Consider the following 25,810-nt stretch of genomic DNA (forward strand, 5'->3'; position numbering starts at 1 on the left):
CAAGGGCCTCTGTCGAACATCATGCTGCGCCCTGAGGCGGTCGTGCACGCACACCCGCGGCGGGATCGTCACCGGAGCCGGTGTCGCGAGCACCACTGTGGTAATCGCGCATGTGTCATCGAATATCTGCGTCGTCAAGACTTCAGACTTTAGTCCGGCCGTACCGGGTTGGTGAGGTCCCGGCCGTCCGGTGGCGGGAATCCGCACCACCGGGCGTGCTTTCGGGCCGGCCGGACGCGGAGGCCGGGCAGGATCGCCGGCTGGTTCTCCGCCCTTGATCAGGGCGGTGGCGGGCCGTTTCGGTTCCGGCGCCGGACGACGACACCGGTGGGGAGGTTGTCACGGCCGGGAGCTACCCCGGCGGCGGGCCGGTGAACATCGCGGCGGTGCTGGGGGAGCCGGCCCTGGGCAGGCCAGGGGTCCTGGCCCGCCCGGGTCCTCCGGTTCGCTCAGTCCTCGCCCTTGGCGCTGGGCAGCTTCTCCGAGATGAGGTTCATCACCGTGCTGTCGGCCAGGGTGGTGACGTCGCCGATGCTGCGGTTCTCCGCCACGTCGCGCAGTAGACGCCGCATGATCTTGCCGGAGCGGGTCTTGGGCAGCTCGGGCACCACCAGGATCTGGCGGGGCTTCGCGATCGGGCCCAGGGTCTTGGACACGTGGGCGCGGAGTTCGGCGGCGATGTCCGCGCCTTCCTCGGCATCGCCGCGCAGGATCACGAACGACACGATGGCCTGTCCGGTCACCGGATCGGTCGCCCCGACCACGGCGGCCTCCGCGACCTTCGGGTGGGAGACCAGCGCCGACTCGACCTCGGTGGTGGAGATGTTGTGCCCGGAGACGAGCATGACGTCGTCCACCCGGCCGAGCAGCCAGATGTCGCCGTCCTGGTCCCTCTTGGCGCCGTCGCCCGCGAAGTACATGCCCTCGAAGCGGGACCAGTAGGTGTCGATGTAGCGCTGGTCGTCGCCCCAGATCGTGCGGAGCATCGACGGCCACGGGTCGCGGATCGCGAGGTAGCCGCCACCGCCGTTGCCGACGCTTCGGCCCTGGTCGTCGACCACGTCGGCGGTGATGCCCGGCAGCGGGCGCATGGCCGCGCCGGGCTTGCCCTCGGTGACGCCGGGCAGCGGGCTGATCATGATGGCGCCGGTCTCGGTCTGCCACCAGGTGTCGACGACCGGGGTGCGGTTGCCGCCGATGTGCTCGCGGTACCAGACGTACGCCTCGGGGTTGATCGGCTCGCCGACGCTGCCCAGGATCCGCAGAGACGACATGTCGTACTTGGCGGGGATGTCGTCGCCCCACTTCATGAACGTGCGGATGGCGGTCGGGGCGGTGTAGAGCAGCGTGACCCCGTACTTCTGCACGATCTCCCAGAACCGGCCGCGGTGCGGGGTGTCCGGAGTGCCCTCGTAGATGACGCTGGTCGCGCCGTTGGCCAGCGGGCCGTACACGATGTAGGAGTGGCCGGTCACCCAGCCGATGTCGGCGGTGCACCAGTAGACGTCGGTGTCGGGCTTGAGGTCGAAGACCGCGTCGTGGGTGTACGCGGCCTGGGTGAGGTAGCCGCCGGTGGTGTGCAGGATGCCCTTGGGCCTACCGGTCGTGCCGCTGGTGTAGAGGATGTAGAGCGGATCCTCGGCATCGTTCGGCAGCGCCTCGTGGACGTCGGACTGCCGGTCCACCACGTCGTGCCACCAGACGTCCTTGTCGGTCTGATCGACCTCCTGGCCGGTCCGCCGCACGACCAGGACGTGCTCGATGCCGGGGCACTCCGCGACCGCCTCGTCCACGGTCGGCTTGAGCGCGCTGGGCGCGCCGCGACGGTAGCCGCCGTCGGCGGTGACCACGATCTTGGCGTCCGCGTCCTTGATCCGGCCGCTGAGCGCGCTGGCGGAGAACCCGCCGAACACGACCGAGTGGATCGCTCCGATCCGGGCGCAGGCCAGCATCGTGATCGGCAGCTCGGGGATCATCGGCATGTAGATCGCGACCCGGTCACCCTTGCCGACGCCCAGCTCGGCGAGCGCGTTGGCGGCCTTGGAGACCTCGCGCCGCAGGTCGGCGTAGGTGAGTGTGCGGCTGTCGCCCTCGGGCTCACCCTCCCAGTAATAGGCGATCTTGTCGCCGTGACCGGCCTCCACATGGCGGTCGACGCAGTTGTAGGCGATGTTGAGCTCGCCGCCGACGAACCACTTGGCGAAAGGCGGGTTCCACTCAAGAACACTGTCCCAGCGCTTTGACCAGGCCAGGCGGTCGGCTTGCTTCTCCCAGAAGGCGAGGCGGTCCTGCTCGGCCTCCGCATAGGCGTCGGCGGTCACGTTCGCGGCCGCGGCCAGGCCTGCGGGAGGTGCGAACCGCCGGGTCTCGTTCAACAGGTTCGACAGCGTCTCCTGGGTCTCACGAGACTCGGAACCAGGGGTCTCCGGGGCCACTGCGCACTCCTCACGTACTGCTATCGACTGGTCGTGTCCCACTTCACCAGGCCACCGGTGCTCGCCACAAGAGGTCTAGACAGGTCTGTACCAATCGGTGACAAGGCCTCATGGGCCTTCAAAACGCCTTGTTTTTCGGGAACGACCACTCCGGAAATGTTGTGTTTTCGACACCGTAGGAATATAGACGGCGTTATTCAATGCGTATTGACACGGTGATGCGCCGGACGGTGTCATGCGCTCGGCGAACGGTTCCGCAGCTGTTTTCCCGAGCCGCCGGGGGTGACCCCGCAGCCTGGTCGAGGCCTCGCCGAGCGGCCCCGATAGGGTCGGGCAGCGTGAGCGACCCATTGGCTGTCATCGCAGGAATGCCCGGAGTGTCCGAGGCGGTCACCGACGCGCGCAAGGCCGTCGACCGGCTTTACGGGCACCGCGTACTGCGGCGGAAGAGCCCGGAGGTGTCGGCCAGGTCCGCCCTGCGCGGTGCTCGTGCGTCAGCCGCGCTGGAGGGCGTGGACATCCCGCTCGATGTCATCCCCGAGGTCACCGACCCGGTGGTACAGGGCGCGCTGCGCGTCTCGGCCGAGCTGGGGCGGCTCGGCTCGACCTGGCGCACGGCGCCCCGCCAGGTGCTGGCCAGGCTGCACACGCTCGCCGCCTCCGGGCTCACCAAGGACCTCGGCCGCCCCAGGGCCACGGCCGAGGCGCCCGATCCGCTCGGTCTTGGTGCCGCGCCCGAACCGCAGGAGGCGGTGGCGCGGGTGGACGGTCTCGTCCAGCTGGTGACGGCATCCTCGAAGGCGCCGGCGCTGGTGCTCGCCGCCGTCGTGCACGCGGAACTGGCGGTGCTGCGCCCGTTCGGGTCGGCGGACGGGCTGGTCGCACGGGCGGCGGAGCGGCTGACGCTGGTGGAGTTCGGCCTGGACCCGAAATCGCTGGTGGCCGTCGAGGTGGGTCACCTCGAACTCGGCCCGGCCTACCGGGAGGGACTGCGGTCGTACCTGAGCGGTACCCCCGAGGGCGTCGCGGTGTGGGTGCGACACTGCGCGACGGCGGTCACGCTGGGCGTGCGCGAGGCCACGGCGATCTGCGAGGCCATGCAGCGGGGCTGATCCCGATCCCGGCAGGGGGACGCTGTCCGCACATAATCGATCACCCTCGGTCATCGATTACGGACATCCCCGGACGCCTGTCCACACGAGCCGACGGCGCCCCTGGTAGGGGGCGCCGTCGTCGGCACGTTCCTACCGGGTTACCAAGCGTGCACCTGATAATCGTTGAAACGGGACAAGCCCGCTTCAACGCGCCTCCCGCGGCTGACGGCGCGTGGGTACCCAGCGGTCGTGCCCGGACACATGGTCCGTGCAACCTTTGTACGTCCGATTCGCGCTGATGGGAACCCCTAGGGGCAAAACCTTTGCGGATCGAGGAACATTAACCAGCAAACCCACCCGTATGCCATCTTGTGCCGCGCGAGGCCGGCCGACGTCGTCCGTGCGGGCCGGGTCGTGCTCCGCTGGTGATCACTTAACGTAGTCGCGGTTCGTCCGTGCGAGGAGCGCGCCCGGATCGGGAGGTATCCGGAGACTGGATCGTTACATTAAAAAAACTAGTGGAAATTGAGGATTACTCCTCGACGAAACTTGAGTTGATCGGGCAGCATGAGTTTGTATCTCCCCAAACCGGAGTAACTGTGTACAGGTTGCCACCGCAATCCTTTGCCATGCTCTGGTTGGCCGTTGAAGCTTTCTTCTGAAACGGGACCGGCTCTACCCCCCCAGAGCCGGACCGATCGGCGACCCCCGCCCTCCCCCCGGCGGGGGTCGCCTCTTTTCCAGGCCGACACTCCGGCCTCGGCGGCACCGTCCTTCCCGGTCCTCTTCGGTGCGGGCTCTCGGTGCGGCGCGTCGACGCGTGAACGTGTGAGGCAGGCCCGCTGAGGTGTTCGTCTTCGCCCGCCTGCCCGGGGCCTTCCGCGCTCGTACGACTTCTCCCGGGCGCTGGTCTTCCACAGGCCGGGTCACCTTGGAGCCGGCTGTCCACAGTACGGCGTTCGGTGCCTCGGGGATGGGGAGCCGTCGCGGAGGGTGGGGTCCCCGCATCCCAGGAGGCAGCAGTGGACCGCCCGCTGGTCATCACCGAAGACCATGATCTGCTCGACGACCTGCTCCGCATCGCCGCCGCGGCCGGAGCCGAGCTTGACGTCGCCCACGCGCCCGCGCACGCCCGGCCCTACTGGAACCGTGCTCCGCTGGTCGTCGTCGGTGACGACATGGCAGGCGCGCTGGCCTCGACCGGACCGCCACCTCGCCCCCGTGTTCTCCTGGTCACCCGCACCTGCGACGACCCCGACACATGGCGCAGATGCGTCGCGGTCGGTGCCCAGGCCGTGCTGGAGCTGCCCGCCGCGGAGCGCCGGCTGGTCGACGAGTTCGCCGACGTCGTCGAGCCACCCGCCAAGCCGGGATTCGTGGTCTGCGTCGCGGGCGGGCGCGGCGGAGCCGGGGCCAGCGTGCTGGCGGGCTCACTGGCGCTGGCCGCGTCCCGCCGACGCATCCGCACCCTCCTGATCGACGCCGACCCGCTTGGCGGAGGCCTGGATCTCCTTCTTGGTCAGGAGGAGTCCGACGGAGCGCGCTGGTCGGACCTGGTCGCCCGCGAGGGCAGGGTCAGTTGCACGGCGCTCCAGGCGGCCCTGCCGACCTTCGCGGGGCTGACGCTGCTCTCCTTCGGCCGGGGCGAGGTCGAGCCGATCCCGGCCGAGGCGATGCGCTCGGTCCTCGAAGCGGGGCGCAGGGGCTTCGAGCTGGTGGTCGTCGATCTGCCGCGCCACCTCGACCAGGCCGCGGTGGAGGCGCTCGGCAGGGCCGGTACCACCCTCCTGGTCGTCACCGCCGACGTGCGCGGCGTGCTCGCCGCGGCACAGGTGCTGGCCTCCTTGCGCGAGCACACCGGTGAGGTGCGGGCCGTTGTGCGCAGCGGGGTCCTGAACGACGACGTGGTGACGGGCTCGCTCGGCGTCCCGCACGGCGGTAGCCTCCCCGACCAGCCTCGCCTCGCCGCCGCGCTTGATCGGGGGAACGTTCCCCCACTTGGCCGTCGCACCTCTCTCGGGCGGTTCTGTGCCGCTTTCCTGCACGAGCGGCTCGGGGCGGACAGGTGAAACGGGTCGAGAGCGCGGTGACGGTCTCGCCGGAGCTGGTGGAGGCGGTCCGGGTACGGCTGGCCAGGACGGGGGTCGAGCCCAGTGCCGCGCACGTCGCGGTAGCGCTGCGGGCCGAGCGGGCGATGCTCGGCGACGCGGAGATTCTGGCGGTGGCCCGGGTCCTGTGCGCCGATCTCATCGGAGCGGGTCCACTGGAGCCGTTGCTGGCCGAGGCCCGGGTCACCGACGTGCTGGTGAACGGCCCGCGCGAGGTGTGGGTCGACGACGGGCACGGGCTGCGCCTGACCTCGGTCGTCTTCCCCGGCGAAGACGCGCTCCGGCGGCTCGCACAGCGGCTCGCCTCCGCCGCGGGCAGGCGCCTCGACGACGCCTGCCCCTATGTCGATGCCCGTCTGGCGGGAGGTGTCCGGCTGCACGCCGTCCTGCCGCCTGTGGCGCCCAACGGCACCTGCCTGTCCTTACGACTCCCGCCCCGGCGCACCTTCACCCTTCATGATCTGGTCGAGGCGGGCGCGATCGGGGCGGAAAGCGTCGCCGTTCTCACCGCGGTGATCGAGTCGAGGCTCGCCTTCCTGGTCACCGGTGGTACGGGGACCGGTAAGACGACCATGCTGTCGGCCCTGCTCTCCCTGGCGGATCCCGGTGAGAGGCTGCTGCTGGTCGAGGACTCCGCCGAGCTGAGACCACTACACCCCCATGTCGTCCGACTGGAGGCGCGCCCGGCCAACCTTGAGGGCGCCGGCGGCGTCGGTCTGCGTGACCTCGTCCGTCAGGCCCTGCGGATGCGCCCCGACCGTCTCGTCGTCGGTGAGGTGAGGGGTTCCGAGGTCGTGGACCTCCTGAGTGCGCTGAACACCGGTCATGAGGGAGGCTGCGGCACCCTGCACGCCAACACCGCGACCGATGTGCCACCCCGCCTGGAGGCGCTGGCATGCGCGGCGGGTCTCAGCAGGGAGGCGGTCCACAGCCAGATCGCCGCGGCCCTGGACGTCGTCATCCACCTCGCCCGCGACCGCGCCGACGGGCGCCGCCGGGTCGCCGAGATCTGCATGATGATCCGCCGCCCCTCGGGACTGGTGGAGGCCGAACCGGCCCTCACCTTCGCCCCGGACGGCCAGATGAGTCCCGGCCCCGGCCTGCCCGCCCTCGCGGCCCGAGCGCCCGGCATCTCCGCCTCGCCGGCTCCCCGCCGCAGTGCCTATCCGTCACCCCGCCCGCCGCGGTCGTACGGGCCGTCCGAGGCTCCCCAGAGACCGGTCACCTCCTACCGGGACACCGCGGCCTCCGAGGCTCTCGGCGGCTCGTGTCCGGATATCCGGGTTCCCACGCTTCCACGAGGGGCTTCTCCCGATGCCTTAGGTTCCCCAAGCCTTTCGAGCCCGTGTTCCGGTGTCCCCACATCCCCGTCTCACCGGAAGACGCACCTGGACGTTCCCGGCTGCCCGAGTCCCGGCGAACCGATGTCGCGAACGGCCTCAAGAACGATGTCACGGCCGACGTCATGACGGCAGCCGCCCTGGTTCTCGTCACCCTGGCGGCATGGTTGTGGACGGGGGCGGATATCGGCACCGCACGCCTGGGCCGCCTGCGCCGTCGCGGCCCGGTCGCCTCGCCCTCTGTGCGGGAGAGGTTCGCCGCTCACTCGCGGCCCTCCCGGCGCGCGGCGGCCTGGCGGGTCGCGTCGATCGAGCTCTGTCAGGGCCTCGCCGCCGAACTGGCGGCGGGACGGACGGCCGGTGACGCGCTGGCGCGGGCCGTGCGGGCAGCGGGGTTTCCCGATCCCGAGGCCCTGCGCCCGCTGGTCGCGGCCGCCAGGGACGGCGGTGACGTCCCCGCCGCTTTACTGGCCGTGGCGCCGGAGCGGGGAGGCGAGGCCTTCCGGGCTCTGGCCGCCTGCTGGCAGGTGAGCGTGACAGCGGGGGCGGGCCTGGCCGTCCTTGTCGATCGTGTCGCCGCCTCCCTGCGAGAGGCCCAGAGCCATCGCCAGGACGTCGCGGCCCAACTCGCCGGACCCCGCGCCACGGCCCGCCTGCTGGCAGGTCTGCCCGTCCTCGGCCTGCTGATGGCGGCCGGCCTCGGCATGCGCCCGCTGCACTTCCTGTTCGGCGGTTCGGCGGGCGTCGGCTGTCTGCTTGTCGGCCTCGCACTCGACGCCTGTGGCCTGTGGTGGACCCAACGCCTGGTCATCCGAGCACAGCAGGTCTGACGTCCCCGTGGTCAGGCTCGCGAGAAGGAGAGAAAGTGATCACTTTGCTTGCCGTGGTGCTCGCCGGAATCGCCGCCCGGTTGTGGATCGCCCGGCGTGAACCCGCCGACCGGCTCCGCCACGCACGGCGCTCAGCACATCCGGCCGAGTACCCGAGGACATGGCCGGAGGCCGAAGCACCCACGTTTTTCCCGGCCATGGGGGCGGTTCGGGGTCTGCCTGTGAGGACGGCTCGGAGCCCGTTTGCGAGGGCAGGCCGGGGGCTGTCCACGGGGACGGCTCGGGATCCGGTCGCGGGAACGGCCCGTGGCCCGTTCGCCGGGATGGTTCATGATCCGGAGGGAAGGCGGCGGCCGAGCCGGGGTGAGATCGCGGCGGCCCTCGCCGTGGGGCTGGCGGCGTTCCTGGCCGTGGGAGGTCTGCCGGGAGCGGTGGTCGGGGCGACAGGTTCCGGGATCGCGCTGGCGGTGCTGCGGAGGCGAGAGTCACCCGAACTGCGTGAGGAGCGCAGACGGTTGACGGCGGATCTGCCGCTGGCGGCCGATCTCATGGTCGCCTGCCTGCGCGCGGGGCAGCCGATCACCGGAGCCGTCGACGTCACGGCGGAGGCGATCGGGGGACCACTGGGCGAGAGACTGGCCTGGGTGGGCGGCCAACTGAGACTGGGAGCCGCACCGGAGAGCGCCTGGCAGGCCCTGGCCGCCGAGCGCTCGCTCGCCCCGCTGGCCCGTGCCATGAGCCGGGCCGCGTCGAGTGGCGCACCGGTGGCCGACGTCCTCACCAGGCTCTCCGACGACTCCCGCCGAGCCGCCCGCGCCGCATCGTCGGCGGCCGCCCAACGGGTCGGCGTCCAGGCAGTCGCTCCCCTGGGACTCTGTTTCCTGCCCGCGTTCGTCTTCCTGGGCATCATCCCCGTCGTGGCCGGCCTCGCCGGCGAGGTGCTCCTTCCCTGACGACCGTCACCGCGGGGGAACCGTTATTTCGATCGGGAGCCGTGCCCGTGGGATAGGAGGGTGTGCGGTCGTCTCTGGCCCCGCAGGCGGCCCTTGGCTCGCGCACCACCGCCTGCGGGGAGTTGAGGATGCGATGGCACGGGAGGTGGGAGCGCCGTGTCGCCGCGTGGCTCAGGGCGAGTCCACCGGTTCGGCGTAGTGCTTCCCGAGTCGTCCGGCGAGGCGGCGCGCGACCTGCGGTAGGTCCTCTATCGGCGCCTGGTCGGCGGGCTCTTCGAGGAAGCAGGTGCCCCAGCAGAAGACCGTGCCCGCGCGGCCGGCCCAAACGGTCAGCTCGGCACTGATCACGAGGTGAGGCTGCCCCCGGTAGTAGGAGATCGTCGGGTAGATCCGGTGGGCGTGAAGCTCGGTACGCAGGTGCTTGAGGGCGGCGATGGCGCCGGGATGCCACCTGGTCACGTTCAGCCGGTCGCCTTCCGGGGTGTCGTAGGGCGGGATCACGATCGGCTCCTTTCCGGCGACGAGGGACATGGCCCCGGAGTTCGTTCGAGGCGGTCCGGTGGCAGAGCGCGAGGGCGGGGAACGGGCTCGGGGGCCACCGGGAGTGGCAAACCCGGACGGTTGGCCGCACTGGGTGTAGGCGGCTGGTCATCGTGCGGTGAGGTCCGCCCGGGGGTCGGCTTCTGCCTGCTCCATGAGGTCCCACAGCTCAGCGGCGCTGGTCGCGTGGACGATGTGGCAGCGCGCCGGGTCGGTGCACTGCCAGGCCTCGAAGCGCCGGTGGCGCAGGCTCCAGATGACCAGCCAGGTGGGCGCGTACTTCTGTACCTGCTGGGCGGCTCGGGCCGCGTCGGTGTCAGCGCGGGTCGACATGCTCGGCCAGGATCACGTCGGCGAGCAGCGGCAACCCGTTGCACAGTACGTCGGCAGCCTCCCGCGCGCTCAGGATGGCGTGGTGCTCGGCGAGCTGTCCGGCAGCCGCGAGTAGTGTCAACTCGGAGCTGAGCAGCGGGCTGCCTGCGTGGTTGAGTTCGGGGCCGGTCCACCAGAACCGCTCACCGTCGGTGTAGGCCAGCAGCCCGTAATGGACGGAGACGATGGCGTTGCCGGAGGCGAGCTCGTGGACGTCCGCACGGATGTGGTGAACCTCGGCCAGTACAGCGGCCAGGTCCTGGGCGTACTGCACGGCGGTCGACGGCGCGGCGGCGGCCATCGGGGAGGCGGGACTGCCGTCGTGCCTGCTCGTGGGGGCGTCACTCTCTGGGGGTGTGCTCATGCGAGAACCTCCCGTCGGTGCGGCTCGTAACGGCGCTGCGGGGAGGTGTCCGGCGCGCGGCCCCGGCTGTGGGTGGCGGGGGCCGTCATCGTCCGGGCGTGATGGCCGGGGCGCGGCTGGGCGGGAGCGATGGGCGGGTGGACCTTCAGTGGGTGTGCCGACGCCGGGAGCGGGCGGCACAGGCCGAGGCGCCGCCGGGTGGCCATGCGGGCGCACACCTGCCGGGGCGTGGGCTGCTCCCAGTGGTGGTCGCGGCGGTGCGGCAGAGTGGATGCGTCATGGGCATAGGGGGCGTGTCCACACCAGCGGCAGCCCAGTGGCAGTGGCGGGGCCTCTGCTTTCCAGCGGATGCGAATGGTCCTAATCTTGCTCACGGGTCAGGAGTCCCTTCCTGATCAAGGGGCCCGTACGGCGTGTCAGCGCCTGCGGGTCTCGCCCTTTGCGCGGGCAAGACGTATCGTCACCGTCCGCCTACGCTTCGACTCGAACGGTCACCATGGTGCTTCGTCGGTCCTTGGGGAAGTGACACAGCCTGTGTCACCCCGAAGTCAGACCGCGCCAACCCATTCGGCGAAACCCACCAGGCTTTCGCTACTGGCCCGGTACAGGCGCAGCAAGGTCTCGGCATCCTCGCGGACCCAAGGATGTTCACGCGTGTGCTGCGGCGCGATCCGGCGTGCGGTCAGCAGCGACTCGAAGGCCGCGTCTTTCTGACCGGCCCACAACTGCGCTCTGGCCAGATCAATGAAGAAGCCGCTGCGGCGCTCGGCGGGCATCTCCAGCGGCGGCGACCAGCTGTCGGCCAGGCTGAGGGCGAGCTGAAGGTCTCCCAGGCCGATGGCGACCGACGCCTCGTGGACGCGCACCGAGCAGGGACCGAACGCGGTCCCGTAGTAGATGCCCTCGGGGACCTGGTCGCCGAGTTGTCGCGCCTGCCTCAGATGGGCCATGGCGGCGTCGGCGTGGGCTGCTCGCGCGGCGATGACGGCCGCCCGCATGTGCAGTGATCCCAAGACGCCGAGACACAGAGGCCCGGCTTTTCGCGGCAGCTGGTCCATCGCGGATTCGAGTGCGCGTAAGCCCGCCTGGTAGGTGTGCGTGGCGAAGAAGACCTCGGTCCGCACATACGCCGTGGACGCACTGAGCAGAGGATCCCCGGCGACGGCCGAGGTCTGGCGCATCAACTCGATCAGCCGGGCCGACAAATCCAGATACCCGTATTTGTAGGCAACCGCATCGGCCGCACGGTAGGTGGCCACCAGCAACGCCGAGACGCCTGCGGGATCACCCGGCGCGTGCACCCCGCGGACGAGTTCGCCGAGCAGTTCGGGCAGGGTCTGCGACAACCGCACGTACTGAGCGCCCAGGCGTTTTTGGACCGCGCCGGTGACGGATGCTCGAAGCGCGGGCATGGGGCGCACCGGGCCCTCGTCAGGGATGTCGTAGGTGGTGATGACCTCGCGAAGTGCGGGAATCGCGTCATGCACGCGGCCGTCGAGGCGGCCAGAGTTCCCCAGGAGCCGGGAGGGGGCAATGCTCAACGCCGCAGCGATGGCGTCCAGGACGGGGTCGCTGGCGACGCGTGTACCTTGCTCGATCTTCCGGAGCAGGCTGAGGGAGATATGGGCTGCCAGGGCGAGGTCCTCTTGGGTCATGCGGCGTGCGCTGCGGATCGCGGCTATGCGACCTCCGGGGCCTTCGCCAGAGGCTTTGCGGGGCATCTCGGCTCCGTTCATCCAGACAGGGCAGATGGCAGTTCCGTGATGCTGTCGATCTGCCAATCCACTGCGCTCAGCACAGCCGCGTCGGCGCCCCACAGGTGTCCCCAGGGGCCACGCCGGATCATGCACGTGCGCAGACCGAGAGCTTTCGCGGGGATGATGTCGTTCGCGGGGTGGTCGCCTACGTAGACCGTTTCGTGGGCAGGAGCCTCGGCAAGCCGAACGACCTGGTCGAAGAATCCAGGATCGGGTTTCGCGACGCCCCATTCCTCTGATGTGGCGATCACGTCGGCGGGAATCGACAGCCCTCGCAGAAGATCACCGGCCCTGGCTGTCTGGTTTCCGGCGACGCAGACGCGCAGCCCCATGTCACGCAGGACCTGCAACCCGGGGCGTACGTCGGGGTACAGGTCGCTCTCGTCGAGGTATTCGCCCCGGCCTGCCGCTTCGCGAGCCCGGCGCACCGCGTGCAGGTCGATGCCCGGTCGGAGGAGGCGGACCGCTTCCGCGTTGTCCATGCCCAGCGCTGTCACCGCACCGACCAAGGCGGACAGGGTGTGGCGGGGGACGTTCAGCCAATCCGCAAGAGATCCCCAGTAGCGATCATCGCGGACCAACGTCTCGCCTATGTCGAACACCACAGTCATGACCACACTTCGGAGGGTAGGCCAGTTCGCTGTCGTGCATCACGTAGTGCGACGGCACTCGCCTGGGAAGCGGACCAAGGATCCTGTGGGCCGTACGAATTCGTCATAGTGGCCCGTGGGGCTGGGGATGTGTAAGAGACGTCCCGAGCGTTCGCCTGGATGACATGGCCTGTGATTCTTCGCCTGTTCGTGAGTGCCGCCCGGTCGAGCGGTCACGTTGGCTGCCGCCTTCCTGGTTATCCACAGGTTTTTCCTCAAATCCCCGGGTTATCCACAGAAGATCGACGAGGCCTGTGGATAAGTATCCTGAAATATCGCTACCTAGGGCCTGAAGTGGCCTCCTTTGGTCGAGGGGTTGGCGTTGTGCCACGTTTTCCCCGGCTGTGGAGAGCCTGATGTTTCTTGCGGGAGGGCGGCGGACCGGCACCGGTGAAGGGCGACGGATCATCTTTGCGTTCGCGTGGGGGCATGCCGGCCTGTGCGCACCGCCCGGTGTCTGAGTGCGATATCCCCAGACCGAAGGCGGGCCCATGGCGTTATCCACAGAATGGCGTTCGGGTCGACGGGGCCGTGGGCGCATGGAGAACCCTGGCGTGACCGATGCCGGGCGGTGGGTCCGGCGGGGATCTCCAGGAGGAGCAGATGGCTCGAACGAGCGCGCTTCGTGCGCGGCGCGATCGGTTGCGGTGGCTGCGTGCCCGGTGGGCGCTGCTGACCACCGGCGCGCGCCGTGACCGTGGCATGTCCACCGCGGAGTACGCGGTCGGAACGATCGCGGCCTGTGCCTTCGCCGCCCTCCTTTTCAAAGTGGTTACCAGTCCCGACGTCCAACAGATGATCACAACTCTGATCAACCGAGCGCTGACCGTGGCGGGATGACCCTCCCCGTGGCAGCGATCTTCTCCCGCCGGACCAGAGGATCGGTGACCGCGGAGACGGCTGCGGTGCTGCCCGCCCTTCTGGTCGTGCTGGGAGCCGGGCTGTGGGCGGTGTCAGCGGTCGAGGCGCAACTGGAGTGCGTGGACGCGGCCCGGGCCGGGGCTCGGGCCGCCTCGCGCGGCGAGTCGCTGGAGCGGGTCCGAGGCAGCGTCCTGTCCGTGGCTCCCGCGGGCGCGACCGTCGTGGTGACCCGAAGCGCGGAGATGGCACGGGTGGAGGTGTCGGTGAACGTCAGGCCGCGCTGGGGCGCCTCGCTCCCGGGCGTCACCGTGCACGCGAGTGCCGCCTCCGTCACCGAGCCCGGACTGGAGTGGTAGGCCCGTGACTCCTTCGCTTCCTGGGGAGAGCGGCTTCTGGTCAAGCCGCTCTCGCAGTCTCACGCAGGGCAGGCCCTGCCCGCAGGATATGGATGACGGTGGGGCTGAGCGGGGGTCGGCCACTATCTGGACGGTCGGGCTCATGGCTTTGCTCTTCGCGGTCGCGGCGGCGGTCATGGTCGCGGGCACGGCTCGGGTCGCGCGCCACCGAGCGCAGAGCGCTGCCGACCTGAGCGCGCTCACCGCCGCTCGGCTGGCCTTCGCGGACCCGGACCGGAGTTGCGCGAGGGCCTCCCTGCTCGCTGCGGACAACGGGGCCAGGATCACCCGCTGTTCCGTGGGAAATGACGGCATCGCGGAGATCGAGGTGACCATGGACGTCTCACTCCCCCTGAAGGGAGCGGTGGCGATCAGCGCCAGAGCACGTGCCGGCCCTGTCCACATCGCTGATTCAGGCCGCTGAAGGAAAGCACGTCGGGAATCCGATGGGAGCCGACCGGAAAGCAGTTGAGTACGGCTTCAAAGGGCGGATACGGCAGGAACAGACATCCGCGCCGGGCGTGCGCTGATGAAATGGGAGATCCAGCCAAGAAGAACGCTGCGACGGCAACGCGGCAGAGCACTGCTCCGAACAGAACTGCTCCGCACAGACGAACACCGAGAATCGGCGGACGGAAGTCTTCGGGAAACCGGGTGTACGAAGCCTCCGGGAAACAAGGTCGCAATCAAATCACGACTTCTTGGACGGCGTGTCCAAGAGTCTGGAAGCTCACGTAAGGTGCCGCTTACCGGTGATCCGTGCTGTTTCCCGATCGGCCTGGGGAGGGTGAGATGCGAATCACCAGGTCACACGACATCATCGGACGGCCTCGCGACCGCAGGGCCGGAGGGCGGGGCCGGTGCGAGCCGGCCGGGAGGAGGGAACGGTCTGGCCGCCGGGTGGCGGTACGGGTGACCTTATGGGGGGGCGGATGGCCGGCTGACGCGCGGTTCTCGACGAAGGGAAACGTCGTGACAGTAGTTCGCAGACTGGTCGCCATGACGGTGATCGCGCCGATCATTTCCATGTCCTTTGTGCTCACCGCCGCGAATCCGGCGCAGGCCGTGGCGCGGCTGAACGTCCCGTCCCGGGTGACCTCCAACAGCACAGTGATCCTTTCCGGCAGAGTTGATCTTCTGTTCGACGCGGTCCTTTTCGTCAATGGCAGGCAGGTGGCGAAGGGAGATCAAAAAGTCTCCTACGCCTGGAATCCCCGCTATCACCGGAACGGCAGTTACCGGATCAGGCTCGAACAGCGGGGCAAGGTGCTCGGAGCCAAGTGGCACCAGACCGGCAGGACCCTGGTCCAGGCCGTTCCTCCGGCGACGCCGAGCGGGGTGAGCGCCCGGTTGCACGGCAAGCAGGTGGTCGTCAGATGGAGCAGGGGTGCTGAGCCTGACCTGCAGGGTTATGTGATCTCCACGAGCAGGACCGGCAGAGTCGGGTCCGTGCGGGTGGGCAGCGCGTGTTCCGGGAGTTCGTGCAGGGCGACCCTGGCCGTTCCGGCGAAGGCGGCCGGACAGCGGATCGGGTTCACGGTGCGGGCCCTGCGCGGCAACGGCGGTGGCGGCACGCTCTCCTCGGGCAACTCGGCCGTCGCCTCGGTGAAGGTGCCGGCGGCCACGGTGGCGAAGAGCGGCAGGAAAACCGGTGGCCAGGAGAGTTCCGGCCCCCGGAGCGGATCGAGCCAGAGCGACACGGGCAGTCAGCAGAACACCAGGAAAAGCGGGAAGAGGAGCGAGAACAAGCAGGCCGGAGTCCACGACCTTCCGCAGTTGCCCGCGAAGAAGCCCACGGCGGCCTCGAACCGGTCGTCGGGAACAGTGGTCGCGCCAACGGAGAAGCCTGGGGTTTCGGAAAAGGCGGAGAATGGCGGCGATGCCACCTCGCCGGGCGCCGAGCAGGCCGAGGAGACGAATGAGGGGGCCGGCGGCGATCAGGGGAACAGGGAAGGCGCGGACAGTGCCCCCGGCTCCGGAGCGACCGGTGTGACCAAGGCGGACTCCGCCCCGAATGCGAACACCACAGCGGGGTCATCTGACGTACAGACCGGCGGTATGAGCCAGTACGGCATGTTCATCGCCGGTGCTCTCGTCCTGCTGCTTCTCAGCGCGCACGGTGGAGCCTGGATCCGTCGCAGGCTACTGGCCGTGGGGGACGGTTCCGCCGGCGGAGACAGGCGCCGTGACGGAGGGAGCGACGGGCAGGCCGCGCCCCTCGTGCCCGAGCCGCTCGGTGGGAGGGACTCGAAGAGGGACGCCAGGACGACGGGCCGAGGCGGTACGGCGGACAGGAGCGGCACGACCGGCACCGGCGGCAGGGGTGGTGTGGCGGGCAAGGGCGGCACCGCTGTCACTGTCGATCCACGGCGTCCCGCGGTCATCCTCGCCGTGGTCAAGACCGGTCTGGCCCCGGGGAGCCCGTCGCCCGATTCCCGTGGTTCGGTCCGCCCCTACTCTCCCCGGCAGTCTCCGGATCGGTCTGCCCCGGATCGGTCTGCCCCGGATCGGTCTGCCCCGGATCGGTCTGCCCCGGATCGGCCCGTGCCGGAGCGGAACATCTCGGCCGAGTCGGCTCCGGCCCGGCGCGTCCCGGCTCAGCGCATCTCGATTAAGGATGCCCCGGTTCAGCCGATCTCGGTTCAGCCGGCTTCGGTTCGGCTGGCCTCGGTCCGGAAAGCCGCCGGTCGCGAGACGGAGTCACAGCGGGAGGGGACCCGCCAGACGGAGGTTGAGCACGCGGAGGTTGAGCACGCGGAGACCGGGCAGGCCGGGCAGCCGGACGCGGATCCCTCTTCCGTCACGGCTCCGCCCTCTGAGGTCGGTGATGCCGGCCAGGTCGTGGCCCCGACGGCTGACCGATGGGACGACTACCTTCCGCCTGCGCCCCGTTCCATGGAGGACAGCGGGTTCTGGGAGCGCCCGCAGCCCGGCGCGACCGATTTCTGGGCCGAGGACCGTGACGACGACGGCCGGGACGAGCGACGAAACCGCGATGGCCTCTCCTCCTCGGGGCATCGCTTCACTCCGGGCATGAGCTGATCCGACATCGTCTCCGGAAGGCCGAGTCTCCGGAAGGCCGAGTCTCCGGAAGGCCGAGTCTCCGGAAGGCCGAGTCTCCGGAAGGCCGAGTCTCCGGAAGGCCGAGTCTCCGGAAGGCCGGTGCCCGGCCCGCTGCCGGGGTGTTCCACGGCCCTCACATCCACGGCCCTCACATCCACGGCCCTCACATCCGCGGTTCGCCGGAGGAGAGCAGGACGGCCAGCAGGCGGAGGGCTCCGGCCTTGTCGAGGGGTTCGTTGCCGTTGCCGCACTTGGGGGACTGGATACACGAGGGGCAGCCGCGTTCGCACTCGCACGAGGCGATGGCCTCGCGGGTGGCCGTGAGCCAGTCGCGCGCGCGGGCGTAGCCGCGCTCGGCGAAGCCGGCGCCGCCCTCGTGCCCGTCGTAGACGAAGACGGTGAGCAACCCCGTGTCGGCGTGGAGTTCGGTGGAGACGCCTCCGATGTCCCAGCGGTCGCAGGTCGCGAAGAGCGGCAGCAGGCCGATGGAGGCGTGTTCGGCCGCGTGCGCGGCGCCGCCGAGGTCCAGGCCGTCCTCGATCAGGGGGATGATCGCCGAGGTGGGCAGCGTCCACCAGACGGCGCGGGTCCGCAGCGTGCGCGGGGGCAGGTCGAGGGGTTCGTCTCCCATGAGCTCGCCGCTCTGGGCCCGGCGCTTGAGATAGGCCACGACCTGGCTGGTCACCTCCACCGAGCCGAAGTGGAGCTCTCCAGGACCGAGGGGGTGCGAGCTGAGGGACTCGATGACCGAGATATCGGTGACATCCCTGGCGAAGGTCGTGTAGTCGGGTGCCCCGGCCTCGACCAGCGCGACCCCCGCCTCCAGGTCGAGTTCGGCCACCAGGAACGTCTCTCCCTGGTGCACGTAGACGGCGCCGGCGTGCACGGTGGAGTGAGCCGAGGGCTCGTCCACGGTGCCGAGCAGCCGTCCGGTGGACATCTCGACGACCTGGACCGGCGCGGCGCCCGACCCGCGGATGTCGGCGAGGTCGGTGGCGCGTCCCCTGCTGGTCCAGAACCAGCCCGCGGCGCGTTCCCTGAGCAGCCCGTCACCGACCAGGTCCGCGAGCACCTCCTTACTGGTCGGGCCGAAGATGTCCAGGTCGTCGTGGGTCAGCGGGATCTCGGCGGCCGCCGCGCACAGGTGGGGGCCCAGCACGTACGGGTTGCCGGGATCGAGCACGATCGTCTCCACCGGCCTGCCGAACAGGGCCTCGGGATGGTGGACGAGATAGGTGTCCAGGGGGTCGTCCCTGGCGATCAGCACCGCCAGCGCGTCCTGCCCGTCCCTTCCGGCCCGCCCGGCCTGCTGCCAGAGTGAGGCGCGGGTTCCCGGCCACCCCGCGATGAGCACGGCGTCCAGCCCGGAGACGTCGACGCCGAGTTCCAGGGCGTTGGTCGTCGCCAGGCCGAGCAGCTCCCCTGAACGCAGTGCCTTTTCCAGTCCCCTGCGATCCTCGGCCAGGTAGCCCGCCCGGTAGGCCGCCACCTTGTCGGGCAGGTCCGTGGGCACGCTCCCGTCGGCGACGAGGTCACCGAGCCTGGCCCGTGTGGTGAGGGCCACGGACTCGGCGGCCCGCCGGGAGCGGACGAAGGCCAGGGTCCGCACCTCGGAGACGACGAGGTCGGCCAGGAGGTCCGCGCTCTCGGCGGTCGCGGGGCGGCGGACAGGTGCCCCGCCCTCGCCCCGCAGATCGGTCAGGGGTGGCTCCCACAGCGCGAAGGTGGTCGAGCCGCGGGGAGAGGCGTCCGTGGTCACCTCGGCCATCTGGAGGCCTGTCAGACGTCTCGCGAAGGCCCCGGGCTCGCTGGCCGTCGCCGAGGAGAGCAGAAAGGTCGGGTGTGAGCCGTAGCGCGCGCAGATCCGGCGCAGGCGGCGCAGGATCTGCGCGACGTGGGAGCCGAACACGCCTCGGTAGCCGTGGCACTCGTCCACGACGACCATCCGGAGCCTCCGCCAGAAGGCCGACCACTGGGCGTGACGGGGCAGCAGGCCGCGATGGAGCATGTCCGGGTTGGTGAGGACGTAGTTGGCGTGCCTGCGTACCCAGGTCCGCTCCTCGAAGGAGGTGTCGCCGTCGTAGGTGGCGGCACGGAGCTCGGGCAGGTCGAGCTCGCGCAGCGCGCGGAGCTGGTCGGCGGCCAGAGCCTTGCTGGGGGACAGGTAGAGGATCGTGCCGCCGTCGAGCGTCGCGGAAAGCGCCGGGACCAGGTAGGAGAGGGATTTGCCCGAGGCGGTCCCGGTGGAGATGATCACGTTTTGGCCACGGTGGGCCAGCTCGGCGGCCTCGGCCTGATGCGGCCACAGGCCAGAAACGCCGTGGTTCGCCCAGCGCGTAACCAATCGCTGGTCAACCCAGTCCGGCCACCGGGTCTTACCGGCCTGACGTGCGGGAACGTGCTCCACATGGGTGACACGGTCGCGACGTGCGGGAACATCGAGCAGGCGATTGAGGGCGTTACCCGCTCGGAGGGGCGAGGATGAGGGCGGGGTCACTGGTTTCAGTCTCACATCTGTGGGCAGAGTCGCCGGGAATCGTGATTTCGTATAGACACTGAGCGTACGCATGGTTGAATGCCGCGCGTCGGGGCTTGTCGTCCGGGGATCATCCGGTCCCAGGAGGGCACGCTCGAATCGGTACTTTCGCAGGCAAGGCGCTGGAGGATCTGTGGATCTGAAGTTGGACCACCATTCCGAGGACCGTCTCACCATCGTTGAGGTCGAGGGTGAGATTGATGTCTACACCGCGCCCAGATTGCGTGAGCTCCTGATCGACCTGGTCAACAAGGGGAATTTCCACCTGCTCGTCAACATGGAGAAGGTCGACTTCCTTGACTCCACGGGCCTTGGTGTCCTGGTCGGCGGGCTCAAGCGAGTTAGGGCGCACGATGGCTCACTGGAGCTTGTCTGCACTCAGGAGCGCATCCTGAAGATTTTCCGGATCACCGGGCTGACGAAGGTCTTCGGTATCTACGCCTCGGTCGACGAGGCCAAGGAAGCTCACGGTCGAGACAAGTAGTCGTGGCTACCGTCGAACTGACGTTCAGCGCTCTCCCCGCGCACGTGCGCACGGCACGTCTGGTCGCCACGGCGATCGCCAGACGCACCGGTGTGCAGGAGTCACTGCTGGACGAGGTACGGCTCGCTGTCGGTGAGGCGTGCTCGCGGGCCGTGGAGGCGCACCGCCTCCACTGTCCGGGAGAGCCGATCCGTATCGAGCTACGTGATGACTCAGGGCGCTTCGAGGTGACCGTCACCGACTCCGCCCCCAGTGACGAACTGGAGCACGATCGCGGCCTCCTGGGGTTCGACGATCCGTTCGGGCAACTTCCCGATGATCTGATGGCCGGCTTCGGCATCGCGGTCATCGCGGGACTGGCCGACGATGTTCAGGTCTACCCGAGCCAGAAGGGCATGTGTATCCGCATGAGCTGGCCCGCGGCGACGAACGGCCTGTCTCCGGCCTGACAGAAGACTTCGAACAGCCGGGCGTGTCCATCTGGACACGCCCGGCTGTTCGTCGTGGGACACCCAGTTTTGGACAAAACATAACCATGATATTTCCCACCCGAAATTGGGGGGAAACAGAGGCTGGTGGGGTAGGTGTGACAGGCAAAATGCCGTTATAAGCAGGACGGTCGGTAAAAGGCGCTGGACTCGGCGTCAATTGTCCGCAGGCAGAGGCTTCATATCCGCGTCCTCGCTGCGTAGACTCCCGGGACCGGCCAAGGTTTATCCTTCGGAGCGGCCCGCACGCGAGCCGTCCTCCGTGGGGGTCTGCAACTGGAAGCGGCACTGCCAACCATCCCGGATGTGCGCCGCTCCGCTCGTCTAACCACTTCGGCAGCGCACTCCGGGCAGGACGTGTTCCCGTCTTGCCAAGGAGAGTCGGATGTCTGTGCTCCATCTCGCCGCTGTCGAAGAGCCAGCGGTATCCCTGAGTGGTTACCACTTCAACATCGTGATCGTGGTCGCCGTCGTGGCACTGCTCGCACTCGCCGTCGCCGGCACACTGGTGCGGGAAGTGCTGGCCGCCGGCCAAGGCACCGAGCGTATGCAAAACATCGCGCGAGCCGTCCAGGAAGGGGCTTCCGCGTATCTTACCCGGCAGTTCCGGACGCTCGCGCTGTTCGTCATCCTGATCCCGTTCCTGCTGTACCTTCTCCCGGCGGAGACGACCGGCGTGCGGATCGGCAGATCGGCTTTCTTCGTCGTCGGCGCGCTGTTCTCCGCGCTGACCGGATTCATCGGCATGTGGCTGGCGGTCCGCGGCAACGTCCGCGTCGCCGCCGCCGCCCGCGAGTCGGGTGAGAAGCTCGCGATGCGGATCGCCTTCCGCACCGGCGGCGTGGCCGGAATGATCACCGTTGGCCTCGGCCTTCTCGGCGCGGCCGTGGTGGTGATCACCTACGGGGGCAACGCCCCGGCCGTGCTGGAGGGCTTCGGCTTCGGCGCCGCGCTGCTCGCGATGTTCATGCGGGTCGGCGGCGGCATCTTCACCAAGGCCGCCGACGTCGGTGCCGACCTGGTCGGCAAGGTCGAGCAGGGCATTCCCGAGGACGATCCGCGCAACGCCGCCACCATCGCCGACAACGTGGGCGACAACGTGGGCGACTGCGCGGGCATGGCCGCCGACCTGTTCGAGTCCTACGCGGTCATGCTCGTCGCCAGCCTGATCCTGGGCAAGGTGGCCTTCGGTGTCGAGGGACTGGTGTTCCCGATGATCGTGCCGATGATCGGTGTGATCACGGCGATCATCGGCATCTTCGTCACCGCCCCGCGCGCCGGCGACCGCAACGCGATGGCCGCGATCAACCGGGGCTTCTTCATCTCGGCGGCCATCTCGGCCGTCCTCGTCGCGGTCGCGGCCTACCTCTACCTGCCGGCCAGCTTCTCCGGGCTGACCGGGGTGAGCCCGGAGATCGCCGCGATCACCTCCGACCCGCGCCTGATCGCGATCGGGGCGGTGCTCATCGGCCTGGTGCTGGCAAGCGCCATCCAGGTCCTCACCGGCTACTTCACCGAGACGAACCGTCGTCCGGTGCGGGACATCGGCGAGAGCTCCCGCACCGGTCCCGCCACGGTCATCCTGTCCGGCATCAGCGTCGGCCTGGAGTCGGCCGTCTACTCCGCGCTGGTCATCGGAGCCGCCGTCTACGGCGCGTTCCTGCTGGGCTTCGGCAACGTCACGGTCGCGCTGTTCGCCGTGGCGCTGGCGGGCACGGGCCTGCTGACCACGGTCGGCGTGATCGTGTCGATGGACACCTTCGGTCCTGTCTCCGACAACGCCCAGGGCATCGCCGAGATGTCCGGGGACGTCGAGGGCGAGGGTGCCCAGGTCCTCACCTCGCTGGACGCCGTCGGAAACACCACCAAGGCCATCACCAAGGGCATCGCGATCGCCACGGCCGTGCTCGCCGCGACCGCGCTGTTCGGCGCGTTCCGTACGGCGGTCGAAAGCGAGCTGGTCAAGGCGGGCGCGTCCGTCAAGGAGGCGCTGGGCTCCTTCAGCACGTTCAGCCTGAGCGTCGACTCCCCGAACGTGCTGGTCGGCCTGATCATCGGCGCCGCGGTGGTGTTCATGTTCTCCGGCCTCGCGATCATGGCGGTCGGCCGCGCGGCCGGTCGGGTGGTCTTCGAGGTACGCGAGCAGTTCCGCACCAAGCCGGGGATCATGGCCGGCACGGAGTTGCCCGACTACGGCAGGGTCGTGGACATCTGCACCCGTGACTCGCTGCGGGAGCTGGCCACGCCCGGCCTGCTGGCCGTGCTGACCCCGATCGCCGTCGGTTTCGCCCTCGGCTACGCGCCGCTCGGCGCGTTCCTGGCCGGTGCCATCGCGTGCGGCACGCTCATGGCGGTGTTCCTGGCCAACTCCGGCGGAGCCTGGGACAACGCCAAGAAGCTCGTCGAGGATGGTCACCACGGCGGCAAGGGCTCGCAGTCCCACGAGGCCACCATCATCGGTGACACCGTCGGTGACCCGTTCAAGGACACCGCCGGACCGGCGATCAACCCGCTCCTCAAGGTGATGAACCTGGTGGCGCTGCTGATCGCCCCGGCCGTGGTGGCCTACGCGGACAGCCCGACGCTGCGCATCGGCATCACGGTGCTCGCGGTGGGCGTCGTCATCGCCGCGGTGGTCATCTCCAAGCGTCGTTCGGCGGGCATCGCCCCGACGGAGGAGAACAACAGCGACCGCGAGCCGGAGCAGGTCTCCAGCTGAGCAATGTTTGACGAAGGGGTGCACGGGCCGCGTGCACCCCTTCTGCATGTGCGGACCGTCTCGGTGGGAAACTGGCCGATATGGAACAGCAGCCCTCCGGAGGCAGAACTCTCATCCTCATCCTGCTGGCGATGGCCGTGGTGTTCGCGGTGATCGTGGGCCTTGCCATGTGGGCTTCGAGATGACGGCGCGCACGCTCGTCGTGCTGCGTCACGCCAAGGCGGTCAACGCCCCCGGTCTCGCCGATCGCGAGCGTCCCCTCAGCGCCGACGGCGAGCACGACGCCCGCAGGGTCGGTGAGGCCCTCGCCGCCCAGGACCTCCGCCCCGACCTGGTGATCTGCTCGCCGTCGGTGCGCACCCGGCAGACCGCGAAGCTGGCCCTTCCCGGTGCGGACGTCCTTTTCGAACCGGCCGTCTACGAGGCCTACCCCGACGAGCTGCTGACGCTGATCCGGCGGAGTGATCCGCAGGTGCGCACGCTGGTCCTGGTCGGTCACAACCCCGGCGTCCACGAGCTGGTCAGGCAGCTCACCGAGGAGGACGACGGCGACGCCGGGTTCCCGCCAGGGGCGTTCGCCGTCATCGAGGTGGACGGCGAGTGGGCGGAGCTCGACGCCGGTCGCGGGATCGCCAGATGGAGCCCCAAGGAGCCCTGAGGGCCAGGGCGTAACGAGGCGTAACGAGGCACGGGGGAGCTCCCGGGATCGGGGGTGGCATGCGCAGGCTCGTCGACATGCTGCGTGCCGACTTCCGGCTCTCCGGGCGTCCCGCCTGGACGTACGGCCTGCTGTGCATGCTGGTCGTCTGCCTCCCGCTGCTGCTCGGCGTTCTCCTCGGCCGTCTCGCGGAGGGCGCCTCGGTGGCTCTGGGCGGCTACCTGACGCTCTTCGGCGACGCCCCCGGGCAGCTGTACGGCGACCGGGTCAGAAGGTTGCTCACCACCACGGCCACCGTCACGCTCGGCTCCGGACTCGGCGCGCTCATCCACCCCCACCCGTGGCCGATCGCCGCCGTGGTGGTCGGCCTGGTCGCGGCGGCGGGCATCTACTGGCGGGCGCTGGGCATACCCGCGATCCTCTCCGTGACCTTGACCTACTTCGGCTCTTCCACCATGGGCGTGCTGTTCCACATGGGGGCCTCGGCCTGCGGTGGCCTGCTGGCCGTGCTGATGGTCATGACGATCTGGCCGTTACGCCGCGGCAGGCCGCTGCGCAGGACCGTGGAGGAGGCGGGTACGGCGCTCGCCGACCTCCTGGCCGGCGGGGGACGGGCACCGCTCGCGGACGAGAGCTGGGAGTCGCTGCGCCACCGGGCCGCCACCGCGCTCAAGGATCTGGAGGCGGCGCTCTCCCTCTACCGGGTCGTCGGGGAGGACGACGGGGCCTCGGAGCGGCTCTCGGCCACGCTGACCCGCATCTTCCAGCAGACGATCGCGTTGCGCGTGTTGCGCGCGGCGGCCGTGGAGGCGAGAGCCGGGACGGGGTGGACCCGGGAGCTGGACGAGGCGATCGGGGTGCTGGCCCACGCGCTGCGAGAGGCGGTACTGCTTGGCGGCTCGGCCGAGATGCCGGGGGCGCTGGCCGCCGTCGGGCGGTTCGCCGACAGTGTGGAGGAGATCCGCAGAACCGCTCGTGCGGGGGACACGCCGCTGCCCGCGGCCGCACTGCTGGGGCAGGTGACCCGATGTGTGGACCGGATCGCGATGGCCGTGCGCTCGGTGGAGCGGCAGGCGGCGGAGAGTATCGAGGTGGGGCCGCGCCTGCCGAAGTTCGTACGGTCGGGAAAACCGGTGATCACGACCGGTTACCACCCGATCAGAGTGGGCCTGGCGGTGACCGCGGCCATGGTACTGATGCTGGTGATCCACGAGCACTACGCCAAATGGTTCGTGGTGACCGTGGCGGTCAGCCTCCGCCCGACCTATCGCGACACGGTGGATCGGGTGCGGCTGCGGGTGCTGGGCACGGCCGTGGGCGCGGTGGCCGGGGCGGTGGTGCTGGCGGTCGCGCCGGGGCATCTGTATCTGACGCTGTTCGTCTCCGTCTGCGCGGCGTTGGGCTTCGCGCTGCGCGGGTGCGGCTACGGGTACTGGATGATGCTCGCCACACCGCTCTCGCTGATGCTGGCCGACTTCGCCCTGTCGCTCGACTGGGGCGCGGCCGCGGCCAGGGTGGTGCTCACGATCATGGGTGGCGTGCTGGCGCTGCTCTTCGCCCGGCTGCTGTGGTCCAGGGGGCATCGGGCCACGCTGACCGCCGCCATCGCGGAGATGCTCGATCGGCACGCCGCGCTGGTGCGGTCACTGATCGACCAGGACCCCAAGGAGGTGAACGCACGGATCTCCTCGGCGTCCGACGCCGCCGGGCGGCTCGCCGACTCGCTCGACGGACTGGACAAGGAGCCGGGCGGCGCCGCGCCGCGGCGCCTGCGGGATGCGGTGACGGTGGCCGGGCGGCTGCGGGACAACGCGCTCGCGCTGTTCGCGATACCGCCACCCGGGAACGAGGCCGGGCCCACGGTGACGGTCCTCGACCTCGTCGCCGACCGGTTGGAGAGGGCCGCCGAGGGGGTCAGGACGGACCGGCCGGGAACGCCGCCCGACGACCTGGATCGGGCCCTCGACGAACTCGGCGCGTATGTGGACGAGCTGGCCGCCCGCCGCCTGGACGAGCTGGCCGAGGGGGCGGGCGACAGGATGACGGGTCTGCGGCGTAGCATCAGGCACGCCGCCGCCGCGCGGCCCGCTCTGCGGGGTCTCAGCGCCGAAGCCGTACGGTTGGCCTCCCTGACCGCCCCGAGGACCTGTTAGCCGCGATCGT

21 protein-coding genes and 1 pseudogene are annotated in these 25,810 nt (G+C 69.7%); 14 read left to right on the forward strand and 8 right to left on the reverse strand.

Annotation, left to right across the window (positions count from 1 at the left end):
- Positions 1–449: 449 nt before the first annotated feature.
- Entirely contained in the window at positions 450–2,435 is a 1,986-nt protein-coding gene (acs, locus tag ACQP0P_RS04230; RefSeq protein WP_433371121.1) for an acetate--CoA ligase, read from the reverse strand.
- 338 nt (positions 2,436–2,773) lie between these two features.
- Between acs and ACQP0P_RS04235 the strand changes: the two genes are divergently transcribed.
- The 5 genes and pseudogenes from ACQP0P_RS04235 to ACQP0P_RS04255 all read left to right on the forward strand — a co-directional run bounded on the left by ACQP0P_RS04235 (position 2,774) and on the right by ACQP0P_RS04255 (position 8,760).
- Entirely contained in the window at positions 2,774–3,547 is a 774-nt protein-coding gene (locus ACQP0P_RS04235) for an oxidoreductase (RefSeq protein ID WP_433371124.1), read from the forward strand.
- Positions 3,548–4,551: 1,004 nt separating this feature from the next.
- On the forward strand, positions 4,552–5,598 hold the full coding sequence (ssd, locus tag ACQP0P_RS04240) for a septum site-determining protein Ssd (RefSeq protein ID WP_433371126.1): 1,047 nt from the start codon (positions 4,552–4,554) through the stop codon (positions 5,596–5,598).
- Positions 5,595–6,758, forward strand: a pseudogene (locus tag ACQP0P_RS04245) (TadA family conjugal transfer-associated ATPase); the annotation flags it as partial. The gene ssd and the pseudogene ACQP0P_RS04245, both read left to right, overlap by 4 nt.
- 344 nt (positions 6,759–7,102) lie before the next feature.
- Positions 7,103–7,807, forward strand: coding sequence for a type II secretion system F family protein (locus tag ACQP0P_RS04250; RefSeq protein WP_433371129.1), 705 nt, complete (start codon positions 7,103–7,105; stop codon positions 7,805–7,807).
- Positions 7,808–8,130: 323 nt separating this feature from the next.
- Positions 8,131–8,760, forward strand: a complete 630-nt coding sequence (locus ACQP0P_RS04255; RefSeq protein ID WP_433371132.1) for a type II secretion system F family protein — start codon at positions 8,131–8,133, stop codon at positions 8,758–8,760.
- A 171-nt stretch (positions 8,761–8,931) separates the two neighbouring features.
- Here the strand turns inward: ACQP0P_RS04255 and ACQP0P_RS04260 are convergent, their stop codons facing one another.
- From ACQP0P_RS04260 to ACQP0P_RS04285, 6 genes are all read right to left on the reverse strand, one after another.
- Positions 8,932–9,261 carry a hypothetical protein gene (locus tag ACQP0P_RS04260; RefSeq protein ID WP_433371135.1) on the reverse strand — a complete coding sequence of 110 codons (330 nt, stop codon included), beginning with the start codon at positions 9,259–9,261 and terminating at the stop codon, positions 8,932–8,934.
- 147 nt (positions 9,262–9,408) lie between these two features.
- Positions 9,409–9,633, reverse strand: coding sequence for a hypothetical protein (locus ACQP0P_RS04265; protein WP_433371138.1), 225 nt, complete (start codon positions 9,631–9,633; stop codon positions 9,409–9,411).
- The gene (locus ACQP0P_RS04270) at positions 9,617–10,036 is read right to left on the reverse strand and encodes a hypothetical protein (RefSeq protein WP_433371141.1); all 420 of its coding nucleotides are present in this window, start codon (positions 10,034–10,036) and stop codon (positions 9,617–9,619) included. Before ACQP0P_RS04270 ends, ACQP0P_RS04265 begins: the two co-directional genes overlap by 17 nt.
- Positions 10,033–10,410, reverse strand: coding sequence for a hypothetical protein (locus ACQP0P_RS04275; RefSeq protein ID WP_433371144.1), 378 nt, complete (start codon positions 10,408–10,410; stop codon positions 10,033–10,035). Before ACQP0P_RS04275 ends, ACQP0P_RS04270 begins: the two co-directional genes overlap by 4 nt.
- A gap of 174 nt (positions 10,411–10,584) precedes the next feature.
- Positions 10,585–11,691, reverse strand: a complete 1,107-nt coding sequence (locus tag ACQP0P_RS04280; protein ID WP_433371146.1) for a helix-turn-helix domain-containing protein — start codon at positions 11,689–11,691, stop codon at positions 10,585–10,587.
- Between the two features lie 77 nt (positions 11,692–11,768).
- Positions 11,769–12,404 (reverse strand): HAD family hydrolase, encoded by a 636-nt coding sequence (locus ACQP0P_RS04285; RefSeq protein WP_433381675.1) that lies wholly within the window; start codon positions 12,402–12,404, stop codon positions 11,769–11,771.
- A 642-nt stretch (positions 12,405–13,046) separates the two neighbouring features.
- On the opposite strand from ACQP0P_RS04285, the gene ACQP0P_RS04290 reads away from it, so the two are divergent.
- From ACQP0P_RS04290 to ACQP0P_RS04305, 4 genes are all read left to right on the forward strand, one after another.
- Positions 13,047–13,283, forward strand: a complete 237-nt coding sequence (locus ACQP0P_RS04290; RefSeq protein WP_433371148.1) for a DUF4244 domain-containing protein — start codon at positions 13,047–13,049, stop codon at positions 13,281–13,283.
- Positions 13,280–13,660 (forward strand): TadE family type IV pilus minor pilin, encoded by a 381-nt coding sequence (locus ACQP0P_RS04295; protein ID WP_350930264.1) that lies wholly within the window; start codon positions 13,280–13,282, stop codon positions 13,658–13,660. The genes ACQP0P_RS04290 and ACQP0P_RS04295 overlap by 4 nt, the downstream gene beginning before the upstream one ends.
- A gap of 142 nt (positions 13,661–13,802) precedes the next feature.
- Entirely contained in the window at positions 13,803–14,123 is a 321-nt protein-coding gene (locus tag ACQP0P_RS04300; protein ID WP_433371150.1) for an Rv3654c family TadE-like protein, read from the forward strand.
- A gap of 548 nt (positions 14,124–14,671) precedes the next feature.
- Positions 14,672–16,741, forward strand: a complete 2,070-nt coding sequence (locus tag ACQP0P_RS04305) for a hypothetical protein (protein WP_433371153.1) — start codon at positions 14,672–14,674, stop codon at positions 16,739–16,741.
- Between the two features lie 184 nt (positions 16,742–16,925).
- Here ACQP0P_RS04305 and ACQP0P_RS04310 read toward each other — a convergent pair whose 3' ends face one another.
- The gene (locus tag ACQP0P_RS04310) at positions 16,926–19,208 is read right to left on the reverse strand and encodes a DEAD/DEAH box helicase (protein WP_433381678.1); all 2,283 of its coding nucleotides are present in this window, start codon (positions 19,206–19,208) and stop codon (positions 16,926–16,928) included.
- A 223-nt stretch (positions 19,209–19,431) separates the two neighbouring features.
- Here ACQP0P_RS04310 and ACQP0P_RS04315 point away from each other — a divergent pair, with 223 nt between their 5' ends.
- The 5 genes from ACQP0P_RS04315 (at position 19,432) to ACQP0P_RS04335 (ending at position 25,800) form a co-directional block, all read left to right on the forward strand.
- Complete coding sequence (locus ACQP0P_RS04315; RefSeq protein ID WP_030916965.1) at positions 19,432–19,782, forward strand: STAS domain-containing protein; 351 nt, start codon at positions 19,432–19,434, stop codon at positions 19,780–19,782.
- 2 nt (positions 19,783–19,784) lie between these two features.
- The gene (locus ACQP0P_RS04320) at positions 19,785–20,231 is read left to right on the forward strand and encodes an ATP-binding protein (RefSeq protein ID WP_343961791.1); all 447 of its coding nucleotides are present in this window, start codon (positions 19,785–19,787) and stop codon (positions 20,229–20,231) included.
- Between the two features lie 424 nt (positions 20,232–20,655).
- Positions 20,656–22,989 (forward strand): sodium-translocating pyrophosphatase, encoded by a 2,334-nt coding sequence (locus ACQP0P_RS04325; protein ID WP_433371157.1) that lies wholly within the window; start codon positions 20,656–20,658, stop codon positions 22,987–22,989.
- A gap of 181 nt (positions 22,990–23,170) precedes the next feature.
- Positions 23,171–23,647 carry a SixA phosphatase family protein gene (locus tag ACQP0P_RS04330; RefSeq protein WP_433371161.1) on the forward strand — a complete coding sequence of 159 codons (477 nt, stop codon included), beginning with the start codon at positions 23,171–23,173 and terminating at the stop codon, positions 23,645–23,647.
- A gap of 59 nt (positions 23,648–23,706) precedes the next feature.
- Entirely contained in the window at positions 23,707–25,800 is a 2,094-nt protein-coding gene (locus ACQP0P_RS04335; protein ID WP_433371163.1) for an FUSC family protein, read from the forward strand.
- The last annotated feature ends 10 nt before the right edge of the window (positions 25,801–25,810 follow it).

It is taken from the genome of Streptosporangium sp. CA-115845, from assembly GCF_050943795.1.
Classification (GTDB): Bacteria; Actinomycetota; Actinomycetes; order Streptosporangiales; family Streptosporangiaceae; genus Streptosporangium.